Genomic DNA, 15,527 nt, shown 5'->3' with positions numbered 1-15,527 from the left:
TCGACCCTACCCCGTCGCTGTCTTGCGTTCAACAAGGCAAGTCAAGAGCCTTTGAATTCAGTTGGCAAGCAATTTCTTGTGTTTGTTCGCGGAATTTCTCAGTCAGCAGGACTCCATAAGCAGTTGTGAAGTACCACGTCCCCGGCTCATCTATCATAAAGGTAGCATCTTCTGAGATGTGCGCCTGAATTATCTTCGGGTTCTCGAACTTGCCGAGATTCTTGGGATAGATGTAGCCGTACCAATCATCCCTTCCTTCCATTCGACCACCTTCTCTACCCTCAAGCGCCTTTCTGTGATCGGTGAAGAACTCCCACGTCTTAGGCAAATTTTCACGAAGATAATCGCCCGAGTAGAGTCCCGCATTAAGCTCCCCGTCGTCGTCTTCCTCTGCAAAATAGGGATGGACGACGTGTAGACCTGACCAGTCTCCTCGCCAGCGTTTGACTTCATCACCTTGTAGAAATGGTCGAAGGAGGTCGGTCTCAATCTCGTACTGATTTGATTCGCCCGTAGGAACAACCCTTACAACGTCGCCGGCATCATCTGATTCGATCCGATCAGCATCCAATACGTCCACGATGTATATTTTGTTGGCACTTGTCCGAATCCCCTGAAACACGGCATCGGTAACGGACTCGATTTGCTCATCAGCGTGACCTTCGAGCTTCCGAAATACCTCTAACTCGGCCGGGGGCATCATCGACCAATAGCCGTCGCCAAGCTCGTTTTGAGGGAAGTCGAATACATCGATAAACTCGTCTGAGTAACCCGGTTCTCCCCGATGGTCACGGACGGCGGCGACGATCTCCTTATCTAACGCTCTTCCCGTGTCCTCATCGACGTTCGCCTTTACTCGAACACACCGAATCTTGTTGTCGTCCCGAGCTTTTTCATCCGGCTCGTCTTCTGCGATTACGATAGCCGGATAGTTTGTCGCATCTTTGAATACGCCCGAATCGCGGAAGTCGTACACTTCATCAAGCGCGGCGTCCCGACGGAGAACGCGACGGAGTCCCTCCCCGTAGTCCGTCACCATAAACTGATTCGGCGTGATGTAGCCGAGCTTCCCGGTCCCTTCCGCCAACCAATCGAGTCCGCGCTCGTAGAAGGGACAATAGAGGTCGTAGTTCCCTGTTGTGGACTCGTACAGTTCATCGAGAACCGCTTTCTGCTGGTCAGGGAGGTTTTGGATACGGACGTATGGCGGATTCCCAACGACGTACTGGTACTCCATATAGTTCTTGACGACGAGGGCGAGAACGCTGTCCTCGAACATCTTGAACAGCCGGCCGTCGCCGTGATCTTCCCGGAGGTATCGAACCGTAGCGAGAATGTCGTTGACGTACGGCTCAAAGAAGTCCTCAACGCCGTCGTACTCGCGGGTCGTATAGCGGTGGATTCCTTCTTCGAGGCCGCCGCCGTACTCCCACCAGCTTTCGTGCATATGGAACTTGACTACGTCCAAAACGCCCTGCAAGGCCGCATAATACTCTCCAAAGTTCCGAATCCCGGCGCTCATCTTCGCCGTGTCGTACTTCGGCATCCGCACCCGCTGAACAAGGAACCCATCTTCTAATTCGGAGTCTGCCACTTCGTCCTCATCGACCTCGATAGGAAGGGGAACAGGGATTTTCACGTCCTGATTGTCCTCCGTGATCGAGTCGAGCGTCATTTGCGTCTGCCCGTCGTCACCGAGATCTAACCCCGTCAGTTCACGCTCATTCCGCAGGGAGTCGGTTCGGAAGATCGGAAGACGGCGGATCGTGAAATCGTCTCTCTCCTGTTTCGCTTCGCGGTACTCCGGAAGGATAGTAACCATAAACCGAATCTGCGCCATCAACACCGCGAACGGGTGAATGTCGAGTCCGACGATATGGGGAGTCGTACAAAGTTCCGTCAGATGCTCCGACCACTCGGGATCGTCGTTGTATCGTCGCACGTCTTCGAGGTAGCGGTTGACGGCTTCCACGAGGAACGTACCAGAGCCACAGGAAGGATCAATGAGGCGCTCTTGGGAGACTCCTACGTTGTAGTCGACGCCGTCCATAATGTAGTCAATGACCGGCTGCGGCGTGTAGAACTCCCCGAGGGCTTTCCGTGTCTCCGGGTCGAAGTATCGCTGGTACAAATCTCCGAGCGGGTCGCCCTCGATTCGGGAAAAGTCGAATTTCAATACGGCGAAGGAAACGTGAGCCATAGCCCGACTGAAACGCTCGCGGGTCGCCGGACTGACACGGGTTACCTCGCTTCCCTCTTTAGCCACGTCGCGGAAGCGGGTGTATGGGTTGTCGTGTTGGCTTGCCGTCTGCTCGCCGTAGCCGTCAGTCCACCAGATGAAAATGTCGTCCTCGAATAGACTCTCGACGAGCTGGTTTCGCATATCCTCGATCATCCCGTTGGCCGCGACGGGGTAGGCGTCGAGATCGATGTTTCCGCTGAATCCGCCAAGCTCATCGAAATAGCGTCGAAGCCCTTTATCGGTCGGGAAGAAGTCGTGATCATCGGTTGCCTTCGCCAAGAGGAGACGAGCGAGAAGCGCGTGTCCGGACTCCAAACAGAACATAAAGTCACGGAGGGACTGCTTTCCGTCGATGAACGGTTCCCACGAGTCGGGCGTCTCGTCGGGTGCGCTTGCGTAGCTGGCTTCCCAAAAGTCGTAGGCACCCTTCACGAACTTCGCTTCTTGTTCATCCCGTAATTCTTCGAGCAGATCCATCATCGCCGTCACGAGATCCGCGAAGGGGCTGTCCTCCTCCAATCGGAACGTCTCGAAGAAGTGTTCCCGGCCGAGTTCGCCGTCAAGTTCCACTTCATCAAGTCGGTCAAGGAAGGATGTGACGCTCTCGGGGTCGGTAATGTCCCACTCGGGTTTCTGTAGAGCGGCTTCGAGGTCGGCGGCTTCACCCTGAGTTGCATCTTCGAGAGAGACGGAAAGCAGGCGGGAATAGCCCTCGCGCCGGTACAGCCTGATCTCCTCGCCGTTAGTGAGAACGCCGTAGTCAGCTTTCAGTTCGTCTACGTAGTGGAACAGTTGGTCTTCGTGTGGGCCGAGATCTCGCCCGGTGGTCTTGAATTCGTAGACAGCAGTGACGGATTCGTTGCTGTCGAGCGTGACGTAGTCGGGACGTCGGTTATCGGGAAGCGTCCACTCGCTCCGGAGATCGTGACCCGCTCCCTTGTAGCCGAGGAGATCGTAGAAATTCTCATTGAGGAACGCGTTTTCCACGTCTTTCTCGCTCATATCTCCGTCAAGACGAGAGGCGATTCCGTGGAGGGCGTCGAGAATCGCAGACGTATTCGACATACCCCTGCTGAAACAGTCAGTTGGTAAAAAGGATGGTGTCCGTTCGCCGGCTTATTCGAGAACCGGACTACAGACTATCGAGATACTCCTGCGAGATGTATGTGGCAGTCGCGCGGGTGCCTGTAAGTTCGGCAATTGCCCGCACTGCCTCGTATTGTGCCCGGTTTTTGATGGTTGCAGAGATTTCTGCTCCTGCTGTGTGTTTTACGGAGTAGGGCTTATACCGCGTTCCAACACTGTCCTCGAAGGGAACGAAACGGTACGTGAAAATGACGGGGCGGTCTGAGTTCCGATAGACCTCCAATCTGATGTATACTCCTTCAATATCGGAACCATTCGGTGAATGCTCCTCGCCGAATTCTACCTCTCTGATACTCACGTCGTCAGAATCAATTGATGGTAGTTCTGTCATTGTTCAATTTCTCCCGCTAATGCTCGCAGTTTGGTTCTCGCATTTTTTGCCGTATGGATGGGTGTTAGGCATAATATCGTACGCTGTTTATTGGGTTAGCCGTATCGATCAGGCCCGTACTCCCTTCTGATAGCAGGGCCAGCACGGGAGATCTGACAGGGTAGTACAGTCACACTCGCCAGCCAAGGCTGACTTATCACTCTCTGCTGATTGAGTCGAGAAGCCCGCCGCAGCCTCCAATACCACCCGACCGCCGACCGTCGCCAACGCCACCTTGTGCTTGCAGTCGTACTCCTCGTTGTACATATCAGCGGGACACTCGCACTCAGCCGGCACGAGGACGCCGTCACGATCTTCGACGCCGACGAGGTAACTGTGGTCGTCTTTCTCACACCCGTAACTCGCGTTCGTGACGCGGACGAGATGCGGAGCTTCAATCGTAAACTCCCACGACTCCCACGTGACGCGCTTCGAGGTTTTCACGCCGAAATTCAGGTGTTCAACAGCACTCTTTTGTCTACTGCTTTCGATAGTTCCCATTGGCTTTCTCTTCCCTGAGAAGCCGACTCCGGGTGTCATCACCACCCGGCGTTTCACCGCCCTGAGGGAGTCGTTCTTCTCACCTTCGCCTACGTAAGCATAGGATATAGCTGTATCGGTTTCCCACGTGCGTAGTGGGAAAGAGGTAATATCTCGTGCGTCGAATCCGGTGTTATGGGACGAAAACGCGACGAGGGGGGCAGGTATCAAGAGACTGTGTCTGTCGACGCCGTCCTTGAGCTGTTTACGGATACAGAACCTCGGACAACGAGCGAGGTAGCAGAAACCCTTGACGTAGCGCAGAGAACCGCTTACAACAAGCTTGAGGCGTTGACAGAGCGCGGCGACATTCGGAAGAAGAAGATCGGGGGCTTGGCTGTCGTTTGGTGGCGGCCTGATCCACCCGAGACGGAGGAGTGAGATAGGTTGTGACACGGTCAGCCCGGGCTTGGTCCGAGTGGAGGTAAGCTGCTCAGAATTTTTTGGAATTTTCTGCAGTTCGTATAGGCGGCGCGGGCGTCGCCATTTCTAATCTCACGTGAGAATAATCACTGGTACAGACGAACTGCACGCCGAGATATTGGCGTACTTCACCGGCTTTATCGCAAATTCGATAATCGGACTCGGATTCGTATAACACTCCCGATAGGTTTATTATCTCACAGCCCCTCTAATTGGTGAAGAGAAGCACCAGCGGTTGCTCTAATCCCTATTATCGCGAGCATAGATTCGTATTGAGTGAGTTAGTTCACACTGGCTATCTTTCTCAATGACGGTTTCATTATGACTTTGTAGGAGTAGAGAACTCGGTAGATGCTCTTCTATTTGTATATTTATGTCAACAAAATCACCCGGTGAATCAGGCGGTTGGACAGTCTCTGAGGCAATTGAGTACCTCGATGGTAGAGAAAAGGTGAGTGCGAGTGGTCTAACCAACTGTGATACAAAGCATCATACCTTTATCGGTTGGCAAGAGAATAAATCAAAGTGGGATGTTCCCTTTTTGTCACGGACTGATTGGTACTACGAAACAAAGTTAGATCTCTACAAACATATAGACAGACATAACGCTGGTCTTCAAAATGGAACGTGGGCCAACACTAACTATGAGACATACTGGCTGAATTATAATCTCATTGAGAATGCCGCTGACAGAATTGGCTTGACGCTGTTTGAGAAGGGAAAAGCAATTAGAATCTTCACAGGACTTGATCTTGACGAGTTTGGCCTACGAGCGTCGGAAGTTGCTGTAGCTGTCTGCGGATGGGTATTATATGAAGAAACAGAAAGGAAAACCCACCCGAATGCGCGCAATAACTATGATAGGCTGTATCAGGAAACGATTGAAGCGTTTGACTGCCGTCCAAATATGCTTAATAAGGCGTTCCATCGAGTAGGAATGGCAATTTCGTGGGTTGAAGGACCGAATTGGCAAGTACGGGCATCCGTCTTTAGCTAAGAGAGAAACCGCGTGACAGCAGCGGCTTATCGAGGCTTCTTTTCGAGAGGAATGAGGAGGCGGCAAGTGTGTACCAAGACGCCTCCTCATCGAGAATTATGCGTCGGCTCACTACACTGTTTCCCTCCGAGTTCCTCGAAGAGCACGCCGAGGAACTCGGCGTGGTCGAGCGTGAGGGGAAGCTTCAGATTCCCGTTCTCGTGTGGGCGCTCGTGTTCGGCTTCGCCGCAGGCGAGAGCCGAACACTCGCCGGGTTCAGACGCTGCTACAACTCAACAGCTGATGAAACGATCTCTCCCGGTGGCTTCTATCACCGGTTGACACCAACGCTGGCGGAGTACCTCCGCGACCTCGTCGAGCATGGTCTCGACGAGGTCGCTGTTCCCGACACCGTTGACGCTGATATCGACCGATTCAGGGACGTGATGATCGCCGATGGAACGGTATTGCGGTTACACGAGTTCCTTTCTGATGAGTTCCAAGCCCGTCACGAGGAGCAGGCTGGAGCGAAGCTCCACCTGCTCCACAACGCCACCGATGAGACGATTGAACGGATCGACGTGACGGACGAGAAAACGCACGACAGCACGCTGTTCAAGACGGGATCGTGGCTACAAGAACGGCTCGTTCTGTTCGATCGAGCGTACTTCAAGTACCGCCGCTTCGCGTTGATCGATGAGAACGACGGCTACTTCGTGAGTCGGCTGAAAGAGAACGCGAATCCGCTGATAACGGAGGAATTGCGGGAATGGCGCGGGCGCGCCATTCCCTTGGAGGGTAAGCAGATCCACGATGTGGTCGATGATCTCTCGCGGAAGTACATCGACGTAGAGGTCGAAGCGGAGTTCAAGCGGGGCCAGTACGAGGGAACGCGCTCGCTGGATACGAAGCGATTCCGCGTCGTCGGCGTCCGCGACGAGGACGCCGACGACTACCACCTGTACATCACGAATCTGCCGAGAGAGGAGTTTTTCCCGGCGGATTTAGCAACGTTGTATCGGTGTCGGTGGGAGGTAGAAACGCTGTTTCGTGAACTGAAGACGCAGTACGAGTTGGACGAGTTCGACACAAGCGACCCGGATGTGGTGAAAATTCTGCTGTATGCGGCGTTGCTGTCACTGCTGGTGAGTCGTGAGCTGTTGGATCTGGTCACCGAGCAGGCCGACGACGAGATCGTGTTTCCGCCGGAACGCTGGGCGGCGACCTTCCGGTCGCACGCCCAGCTCATCCTCCACGAACTCGGAGAGTACCTTGGCTACTCGCCACCGCCGTTGCTGGAGCGGCTGATCGAGGATGCTCAGAAGATCCACCAACAACGACCGATCTTACAGGAGACGCTCGCTACCGCTACACAACCGAGGTGTGAGTCTTAGCTAAAGACGAATGGCAAGTACGGGCCTATTGAGTCAATGTACAGTGTCGCAGATCCCTTTGCTGACGATGAAGAGTTGGGAAAGATTGGATCGGGTATATAAACCCCATTCCATTCCCTTTAGTGAAGGGGTTGAGATGAGATAAACGATTCAGATAGGCATAGAAATAGGGCTTCGACGGGCTCGACTGCCCCGAAATATAGCAACAATTGCCTTTTGTACATCCCGAGATGAAGACCGGCCAATTTCGTACAAGGACTTTTACCCTCTATGATTGTGGCCGTGCTGTGATCTTGTCGGGCGGCCTTTTCGATTTACAAGGAGATGTGGGAAGATGGGATTCCTCTCGTTTGAGGGAGACTTGGATCTTGGTTGATTCTGATACCGCCAGTATAGTGTCGAATCCTCCCTGTTGATCGGGGCTTGTAGATCGGGTATATAAACCCCATTCTATTCCCTTTAGTGAAGGGAATGAGATAGTACAAACCAGTTGAAGATTGATGAGAACAGAAATTGAAAGCGCTCAATCACTGTTATTCCCACATAGCTATGTGAGACTCCTCAGGAATTGCGGCCAAGGTCGGTGGGCCATTAAGTGATTGTGGTCGTGTTGGGATCTTGGTCGTGTTGTGATCTTGTCGGACCGCCTTTTCGATTTACCAAGCGTCTTGAAAAAGACCGATCTGATTCGTTTTGGGGGAGAGTATGGCTCTCAGCACGCATCAAACTTCCAAGGTGAGATCCCTCTCAATTTTTGCCTGAACGAGAAATACAAAACAGGTAGCATAGAGGGTTTCATAGTGAGTCTTACCACACCTACACAGGAATCGCTCAGTGCAGACGAAGGACTGAGCAACACGCCTGTCGGATTGCTCAAGCATATTTTCGGGGTACTCAGTAATCGACCTATCAGTGTAGTCAATTATAGCGTACTTATTGCACACTACTTATGAGACAGTTGGTCACACGTGTCGAGACCGGTCACACTAGAATATTTAACCGACGCGAAACAAGTTATCAGCGAGAAGGGAATCTCTGAAAAGATCTGTCACCCCGATAGCGACAAAGAATGGTTTAAGTAAAACAGATGAGACGAAGACGTAGATCTAAGCGCTCAGGCTTGCTTACTCGAAGGAATATTTTACTTCTTCTTGGAGCGACGGCTTCCGGGGGAACACTCATCGGAACAGGCGCATTCAGCAACGCTACTGCTGATCGGCTTGTTGATGCGTCGGCTACCGATGATGCCAGTGCTATACTCGGGATTGAAGGGTATGCTGATACAGCAACTGTCACGACGTTCACGAATATGACTACCTCATCAGTCACTACTATCCTGGATTCGAGCGAGGATGTCGAATTCGACGTTGGAGAGACCGGAAGCTATGAGCTCGTTCCAGTCACGTTTGGAATCGGTGTTGGGGTATCGGTTAACGTGGCCATCCAAGACGGTGGCAATGCAGGATCTGACGCCGACATCGACATAACAGCGACAGGCGACGATTTCTCGTTTCAAGCGACTCGGAATTTCGTGATCCCTGCGTCTTCAGCGGTCAAAGAGATCAAGCCGACTGTCACCGCTAGTGGAAACAGCGGGAAGTTCGAATTTGAGCTCGAAAACACGGGCAGCGTCACCGTTACGCTGACTGAAATCGGTGTTGTTCAGACGACCAACAACAACGTCGTGAAAGTCGGCGGCAAGAACAACGATCCGATCTTTGAGAACGTTACTACCGGCAACTCCATCGTGAACAATGTCATCACAGTCGGTGGAAGTAGACAGCCGCTCACGACGACTGTAGATCTAGCGCCCGGTGCGAATAACGCGATTACATTTGAGTTCGATAGATTCAGAGACGGACAGAACAAAAACGGGGCGATGAGTGGCGAAGACGTGAGAATCAGCGTGGGGTTCTCCGACGGGAGTTCCACAACTCTGGATCTGTGTATCGGCTCGTGTGACTTCGCCTCTACTCCGACCCCTACCTCTACGCCCACAGACACCCCCACGACAACGGGGACAGCCACGAGCACACCGCCATCGAACCAACCGCCAACGGCAGCCTTCACCAGCAGCCGGAAAGGAAACTCGTCGAATGTCGATCTTGATGCATCATCTTCGTCTGATCCCGACGGATCAATCAACAGCTACGAATGGGATATTGGTGCCAACGGGACTGTTGATCAGACAGGCCAAACGATTAGTGCGAAGGTCTCACCAGGAACTGAGGTGACGTTAACCGTGACTGACAACGACGGGGCTTCCGCATCTGTGACGAAAACAGTCAACTAAGTCAAAAACCGAGTGAATCGCTGCCAACTGTTTATGAAATATACTATTCTCTTATGATTTGGCAAGGATTACTATTTGTTAAGTGACAGTGGTTGATATCGTCCTCGCTGAGGATATACCGTCACAGCAGAATTTGATACAGTATTTTGTAAAAAAGTATGACGCGTCTATCAAATGCGCCAAAGATGGAGACGAAGCAGTTTGGTTTGCGAGTGTCTACAATCCCGACATCGCTATTTTGGATCTCAATATGCCCGTGAAAGACGGGTTTCAAGCAATGAAGCAGATCAAGCGTATCAATTCAGATATTAAAATCATTGTCAGCACTGCGTACGCATCCGAGCAGTCAATTGAAAAAGCAATTGAGAAAGGTGCTGACGACTACCTGATTAAACCCTATACGAAGCAAGATCTGATGGACTCAATCGAATCTGTGATTGAATGAGTGGTGCAGACAAACTTCTCCCTCTCGCTGCTCAGTATGCACGCTTGTTTTACTGACCGATTCTCCCACTTACTGCTTGAAATAATCACCGTGACAAGGGTTCTATGACACCCTATAGACGATCTGCAATTGCCTCCTGAATCCACCCCTACCTCTCAGATTGACTCAGGACGAGTTTTTCAGAGTGACCGAGGGCATTTGATCGTGGTTGAAAAACGCCGTCAGAATCCCCTCAGACGCACGAGGTTCACGTTCCGAAATTTTGAACCTCGATCGGACGACGACTCGATCAGAACGTGTTTTGACAACTACAATCCAACGAGGTCGTCGAGTTCAACATCGGTAACACGGCCTCCACAGACTGCACATTCTTCTACGTGATCGGGTGCGGCCCCGCCTTCCATATGGAGGTTTCCACAATCGGTACACACCTCGAATTCTGCGTTCAACATAATCCCGGATTTTGCAACCTGAAGTATAGGCTTTGTGCCGCCCTTCGACTACCACCTCTGTTGCGCTATCGGAGGGATAGGAGGCTACTGGTAGAGACGAAAAGCCGTGGGCAGGGATTGTTGCTGAAGTCCGCTTTTCGACTGAGCGCACAAAGCGTACACAGACAATCCGCGAATAGGCGTCTAAGTCGCCCCTGTCCCACCAGATTGAGCCGTGCTGCGTCTTCGACTGGTTCTGAATGGTTTTGATCGTACCTCCGTTTGCCGTCAGAATCCCCTCAGACGCGCGAGGTTTGGTTACAGGTATTTGGTCCGAGTTCGGTGAGTGTGCATTGCATCGCGGCCGCCTTTTCGACCGAGCACATTGGCTGCTGAAGGGTGATCTCGTTAGTGTCGCCTCGGAAAGACCACCTCGTCAATGGAGATGGTGACACTGAAGACTGAATATAAATTCACAGTAGAGAGACAGAAATGATCCCTCAAATACCCTTAGAAGGGCCATTTCGTGGAGTGGACCTGTTCCGTCTTGGAGAAAAGCTTATTACAGCCAAGGGCCGATTTAGAGGTACACTGGTTCCACGGTATACAATCGTGGGAGAATTTGGACGTTTCAAGGCCTAAAAAGCAGGTTTAGAATCTGACCCCTCCCGGCGGACTCAAGATCCGCTCTCGTAGGAGTCCGTGGGTTCAAATCCCTCCCCTCGCATCTCGTGCTCGAACGACAGTGAGAGCCGTGTATCTGACGAGGGATTTGAACCCTACTAGTCGCGCGCAGCGATGCACGAGCGAGCACGTCTGGTTCAGGTTCAAATCCCTCCCCTCGCATCTGAACCGTGAACGACAGCGAGCGCTGTCGTCGATACGAAGGATTTGAGCCCTGCCGGGCGCGCGCAGCGCGAAGCGAGCACGTCCGGTTTCGGTTCAAATCCCTCCCCTCGCACATTTTTCGCAGATCACGGCATCGTGACGGTCTCGGCGAGGTTGGAAATGACCGTGTATGTCGTCACATCTGAAGAAGTGGTCGTCCGATTTACCGATTCGACTCATCAGGAACCGGAGCGCCCCTCGAACAGCCGGTGAAGAGACGCGCACTGCCCTGCAAATCAGAAATATCGGTGAATAACGCCGTGGCTGTACTGATTCACGGCTCGGAGTAAGGGTCGCGCAGAGATGCGCCGAAGTATGGATTTTTCCGGCGTTGTGCTGCCGGCGAGAGATGTTACCCATCCGGTGTGCGTTTGGAGGCGTTCCCGTTCCCGAGTTGCCGCCGCGTGTACGCGCTCGACATCCAGTGCCCCGACCGACTTGTCTCTCATCAGGACTTCGCCGTCGACGACGACCGTCTCGATGTCGCCCGCAGTCACTGAGTTCATCAGCACTGATGGGAGATTACTGTACGGCTGGTGACGCGGCGTGTCGACATCGATAACGACGAAGTCGGCCCGTTTCCCAGGTTCGAGACTCCCAACTTGGTCGTCTAATCCGAGCGCGCGTGCAGCATCGATTGTAAGCATTTTGAGAAGGTCGTACGAGGACCATTGTTGAGCACCGTACTCGAAATTCGACAGGAGCCGTGCGTGTTTGGCTTCCTGTATCAGATCCCAGGAGTCGAACCAGAACGGATCATCTAACCCGATAACAACGTTCGCGCCGAACTCTTGGAGAGCAGGCAGAGGGAACCACGCCTGCTCTCCCGCTTGGAAGTAGCTGTACACTGTCGGGCAGTGAAGCACGTGCGCGCCAGCCTCGGCGATTCGCCGCGCATCATCCCGATCAGCGTGGAGTAAATGCGTGAGTAACGTTCGTTCATCAAGCAGTCCGTACTGATCGAGTAGGTCGAGCGGGTCGTCGGCACCGTTTCCAGCCGCCATCGTGTCTGCCGCGGCAGAATCGTAAAGGTGCGTGTGGAGTCGCAACTCAGGATAGTCGGCACGCAGTGCTGCGACACCCTCCCAGAGGGTCCGTGAACACCCGACCTCACCGCCCGGGGCGATACTCGCCGTGACGCGGCCATCGTAGGTATCGTGATACGAGTCCACGAATCGACGAGCGGCTTGGAGTTGTTCGTCCGCCGATGCAGGATTGAGTAGATCCGCAAGTTCCGGTCCGATCACGCCGCGTAACCCGGCTTCGGCGATCGCTTCCGCACCGAGTTCCGGCGTGAAGTCCATCGCATTAACCGTCGTGACGCCGTGCGTGAGTTGGCGTAGACAGGCGAGGTCCCACGCGGCTTCAAAGAATGAATCTCCCAGTGCCGACTCAGCAGTATGGTACAACGCGAGGGCCTCCTTGAGTAACTCAGTCCCGTCTAGTTCGCTGAAGAGCCCCTGAACGAGCGTAAAATCGGTATGTCGATGCGCGTCGATGAGGCCGGGAATAACGATCTTCCCGCTGGCGTCGATTACGCGATCCGCCGTCGCGGTTCGATCTCCGGATTCGGTTGACTCAACCGACGTAATGCGTCCGTCCGTCACTCGAATGGTACCGTTTCGCAGGATCTGGTTCTCTCGATTCACCGTCACTACAGTCGCATCGTGAACCAGGAGATCAGTCATCAATTGTGTCACATTACTCGGACGTGAAAAACGATTTCGAGAGTCATTCTGTTGGAGGCCCATTCACCGTTTTGCGCTAAGGTTGGAATCACAACGGACAGTTGCATAGAACCGGAATTATGGGATCCGCATTGCGGATCTTGACTTCCTAGCTACCGTGTTAGGCGTATAGGTTGGCGAGTATGAGCCCTACCTGGCAGCTAAACAGCACAGCGAGCGTCCCCAGCACACTAACGAGGTAGACCGGGCGAATCTCAGTGAATGCCCCAGTGTTTCGGAACAGCGCATCAATCACGGACGCGAGAACCGCCGTCCCGGCTACGAGCACCGGGAACAGAATCAAAACGAGCCACGCGGGGGCGAATTCCGGGCCGTAGTACGGTCCCATTCCGAGCGTCCAATGGATCCGTATCCGGTCCGGAAGCATACCGTGAGCAATGATACTTGCGACCGCGCTCAACAGGCTTAGACCGAAACCGCCCGCGGCAAGCATACGTGGAAAACCACTGCCGTCGTCACCACCGGCGAGCTGGTTGCATAGCGATGCGAGCCGTGAGTTGTGGAGTACCGCTGGAGGTTGCATCGGTACTTAGCCGTTCGATCTGTATCGCAAAAGGCGTGCGAGCAGGTCTTCAGGTCCTGAAGCGGTCGCCACCTCTTTATTTTCCTTCGATGATATGTATCCTGATGAGTGGGGATCCCCCGGACATCGAGACTGTCGCCGGTCTGCTCGAAGACCAGACAGTGCGAGAAATCCTCACCAAAACGAGTCAGGAACCGATGTCAGCAAGAGCACTGAAAGATCACTGTGACGCATCGGGACCGACGATCTACCGCCGTCTCGAACGGCTTCGAGACACCGACTTCGTCGTCGAACAGACCCGTCCGGACCCCGACAGCGGTCACCACCGACAGGTGTATGCACCGAACCTCGACCGTATCAGGATCGAGCTGGACGAAGGGACGCTATCGATGCAGATCACTCACCGAGAGCGGATGGCCGACCGCTTCACCCGGCTCATCGAAGAGATGTGACTATGCTTCAGGAACCAGCTAGTAGTCTCGGGGAAGTTATGCTCCAAGCCGGTACCCAACTGTCGGAGAGCCTCCGGATGGGGCTGTTGGCGTACGAACTGTTCGGAGCGGCACTTGGTGTGGTCATCGCGTATCTCGCCTATCGTGGGTATCGCCGCAATCAGAGCCGGCCGATGCTGTTCGTCGCGGTCGGGTTCGCCCTCGCACTCGGCGTGCCGCTGGTTCTCACAGTTGTGTATCTAGCCCTCCCCATCACAGGTGGGCGCGTCGCCGTGCAGGTTACCAGCCAGACTTTCGAGGTCGCCGGGCTGCTGTGTATCATCTATGGACTCCGGTTGTAGGTGTTACTTCCTCAGCGAGCGTGCCAGACTCTTGATTCCGATTTCCCCTCGGATATGAGAAACCCCGCTTTCGATGGTGGGGAATAACTTCGCTTCACTCAGGGGTGTCATAGAAGGGTTGTCACGCTGTTTATTTCACGATCCTATAGCTGAATAAGCCGTGAGAATCTGCCTGCGCACCTTTTTTCCGCTCGGGTCGGCTTCGCCGACCACTCGCGCAAAAAATCTGCACCAAAAAAACCCGACGGCTCCCGGCGGTCGCCGTCGGCGAACCGCTCGCTCGCGACGTTGGCTCGCGGATGCTATAGTAGCGTTTGCAAGTCTTCACTCACACGATCGCACGCAGTCGTGCGATCGGATGTGCAATCAGTTGCAAACGCTACTATATCGTACGGTAGACGTCCTGGGGAGAGCGTCCGCGAGCGAGGCCGAAGGCCGAGTGAGCGGTCCGTTTTTGACCACCGTGAGACGCTTGCGTCTCACGAACCTCGCTTCGCTCCGCTCAGCGAAATTTTGCAAGGAGGACGAGACGGCTTCGCCGTCTCGCTTCCCCACGGGCGACTTGCGGGCCGCCCGTGGAGAGTGGTCGCGCGCAGCGCGACCCAACGCAGTAAAAAGGTGGGCTGAACTGATCAATACCTGTTTGGGTGTGGTAATTCTTCTGTAGCACCGCCCTACTCAGTAATTAAGTCATATTTAGCTGGTGAAATGTATATCGAATAATATTTTGCGATTAATACTAAATCAATACATATGGCTAATTCCCCCCTCGATACAATCAAGCAGCTTGTAGAGAGTACAATCGAAGAAACGGAGAATAGTGAAGTACACTACAAGCTCCGAACTGCCAGCCAACTGGTTGACGTCGTCCAATATCACCACGATAATTTAGTGGAATCACTTGAGGATACTGACCTTGACGACGAATTACGGGAGGAGCTACGCGATATGGGTTACATTGATTAGCGCTATGTATCTCGCCCAATAGAATACCCGAATCAAGTGAAGAAGTCTCCGGCACGCTCACGATATGGATTTTGTTGAGGACCTGATTGACTCCTACGGCGACGAGTTTCTCGCGTTATGCCTGATATTCAGTGGCGCTATTATGATGACATTTGGGCCAGTATACGGCGGCCTCTTGATGTACGGAGGACTGTTTATTGGAATTGTTGGCATCATCTGGTTTCTCATCCCCGATCCTGAAGACGATCAACCATCGTGACTCAATTCCAAGAAAACGGTTTGAACGTCTATTAATCTATGACAATATAGTGAATCCATCCTGCTAAAGATTGGTGTAGCTCATTGATTC

The 15,527-nt window shown here is 53.4% G+C and carries 14 protein-coding genes; 9 read left to right on the top strand and 5 right to left on the bottom strand.

The genetic code is table 11. The features are described 5' to 3' along the window. Positions 1–28: 28 nt before the first annotated feature. The 3 genes from RJT37_RS01825 to RJT37_RS01815 form a co-directional block, all read right to left on the bottom strand. The gene (locus RJT37_RS01825) at positions 29–3,307 is read right to left on the bottom strand and encodes an Eco57I restriction-modification methylase domain-containing protein (RefSeq protein ID WP_345785377.1); all 3,279 of its coding nucleotides are present in this window, start codon (positions 3,305–3,307) and stop codon (positions 29–31) included. Between the two features lie 67 nt (positions 3,308–3,374). After that, entirely contained in the window at positions 3,375–3,719 is a 345-nt protein-coding gene (locus RJT37_RS01820) for a hypothetical protein (protein WP_313687293.1), read from the bottom strand. Positions 3,720–3,827: 108 nt separating this feature from the next. Continuing rightward, a complete protein-coding gene (locus RJT37_RS01815; protein ID WP_313687292.1) occupies positions 3,828–4,259 on the bottom strand; it encodes an SWIM zinc finger family protein in 432 nt (143 codons plus the stop codon). 174 nt (positions 4,260–4,433) lie between these two features. Between RJT37_RS01815 and RJT37_RS01810 the strand changes: the two genes are divergently transcribed. The 5 genes from RJT37_RS01810 (at position 4,434) to RJT37_RS01790 (ending at position 9,829) form a co-directional block, all read left to right on the top strand. Next, complete coding sequence (locus tag RJT37_RS01810; RefSeq protein WP_313687290.1) at positions 4,434–4,679, top strand: helix-turn-helix domain-containing protein; 246 nt, start codon at positions 4,434–4,436, stop codon at positions 4,677–4,679. Positions 4,680–5,094: 415 nt separating this feature from the next. Continuing rightward, positions 5,095–5,718, top strand: a complete 624-nt coding sequence (locus RJT37_RS01805) for a hypothetical protein (protein ID WP_313687288.1) — start codon at positions 5,095–5,097, stop codon at positions 5,716–5,718. Positions 5,719–5,816: 98 nt separating this feature from the next. Continuing rightward, a complete protein-coding gene (locus RJT37_RS01800) occupies positions 5,817–7,091 on the top strand; it encodes an IS4-like element ISH8C family transposase (protein WP_313689887.1) in 1,275 nt (424 codons plus the stop codon). Positions 7,092–8,400: 1,309 nt separating this feature from the next. Beyond that, positions 8,401–9,384: a PKD domain-containing protein gene (locus RJT37_RS01795; RefSeq protein WP_313687286.1), complete on the top strand. Its 984-nt coding sequence runs from the start codon at positions 8,401–8,403 to the stop codon at positions 9,382–9,384. Between the two features lie 88 nt (positions 9,385–9,472). Beyond that, on the top strand, positions 9,473–9,829 hold the full coding sequence (locus RJT37_RS01790) for a response regulator (RefSeq protein ID WP_313687284.1): 357 nt from the start codon (positions 9,473–9,475) through the stop codon (positions 9,827–9,829). 1,555 nt (positions 9,830–11,384) lie between these two features. Here the strand turns inward: RJT37_RS01790 and RJT37_RS01785 are convergent. Next, on the bottom strand, positions 11,385–12,836 hold the full coding sequence (locus tag RJT37_RS01785; RefSeq protein ID WP_313687282.1) for an amidohydrolase family protein: 1,452 nt from the start codon (positions 12,834–12,836) through the stop codon (positions 11,385–11,387). Positions 12,837–12,996: 160 nt separating this feature from the next. Continuing rightward, on the bottom strand, positions 12,997–13,263 hold the full coding sequence (locus tag RJT37_RS01780) for a hypothetical protein (protein WP_313687280.1): 267 nt from the start codon (positions 13,261–13,263) through the stop codon (positions 12,997–12,999). A gap of 260 nt (positions 13,264–13,523) precedes the next feature. On the opposite strand from RJT37_RS01780, the gene RJT37_RS01775 reads away from it, so the two are divergent. The 4 genes from RJT37_RS01775 to RJT37_RS01760 all read left to right on the top strand — a co-directional run bounded on the left by RJT37_RS01775 (position 13,524) and on the right by RJT37_RS01760 (position 15,437). Beyond that, positions 13,524–13,871: a winged helix-turn-helix domain-containing protein gene (locus tag RJT37_RS01775; RefSeq protein ID WP_313687278.1), complete on the top strand. Its 348-nt coding sequence runs from the start codon at positions 13,524–13,526 to the stop codon at positions 13,869–13,871. 2 nt (positions 13,872–13,873) lie between these two features. Beyond that, entirely contained in the window at positions 13,874–14,212 is a 339-nt protein-coding gene (locus tag RJT37_RS01770) for a DUF7521 family protein (RefSeq protein ID WP_313687277.1), read from the top strand. 753 nt (positions 14,213–14,965) lie between these two features. Then, a complete protein-coding gene (locus RJT37_RS01765; RefSeq protein ID WP_313687275.1) occupies positions 14,966–15,178 on the top strand; it encodes a hypothetical protein in 213 nt (70 codons plus the stop codon). Positions 15,179–15,242: 64 nt separating this feature from the next. After that, complete coding sequence (locus RJT37_RS01760) at positions 15,243–15,437, top strand: hypothetical protein (protein WP_313687273.1); 195 nt, start codon at positions 15,243–15,245, stop codon at positions 15,435–15,437. The last annotated feature ends 90 nt before the right edge of the window (positions 15,438–15,527 follow it).

The sequence above is a fragment of the Halobellus marinus genome (assembly GCF_032113415.1).
In the GTDB taxonomy this organism is placed as follows: Archaea; Halobacteriota; Halobacteria; order Halobacteriales; family Haloferacaceae; genus Haloquadratum; species Haloquadratum marinus.
Note: the sequence above shows the minus strand (reverse complement) of the source record. Positions and strands in the feature narration are given on the sequence as shown.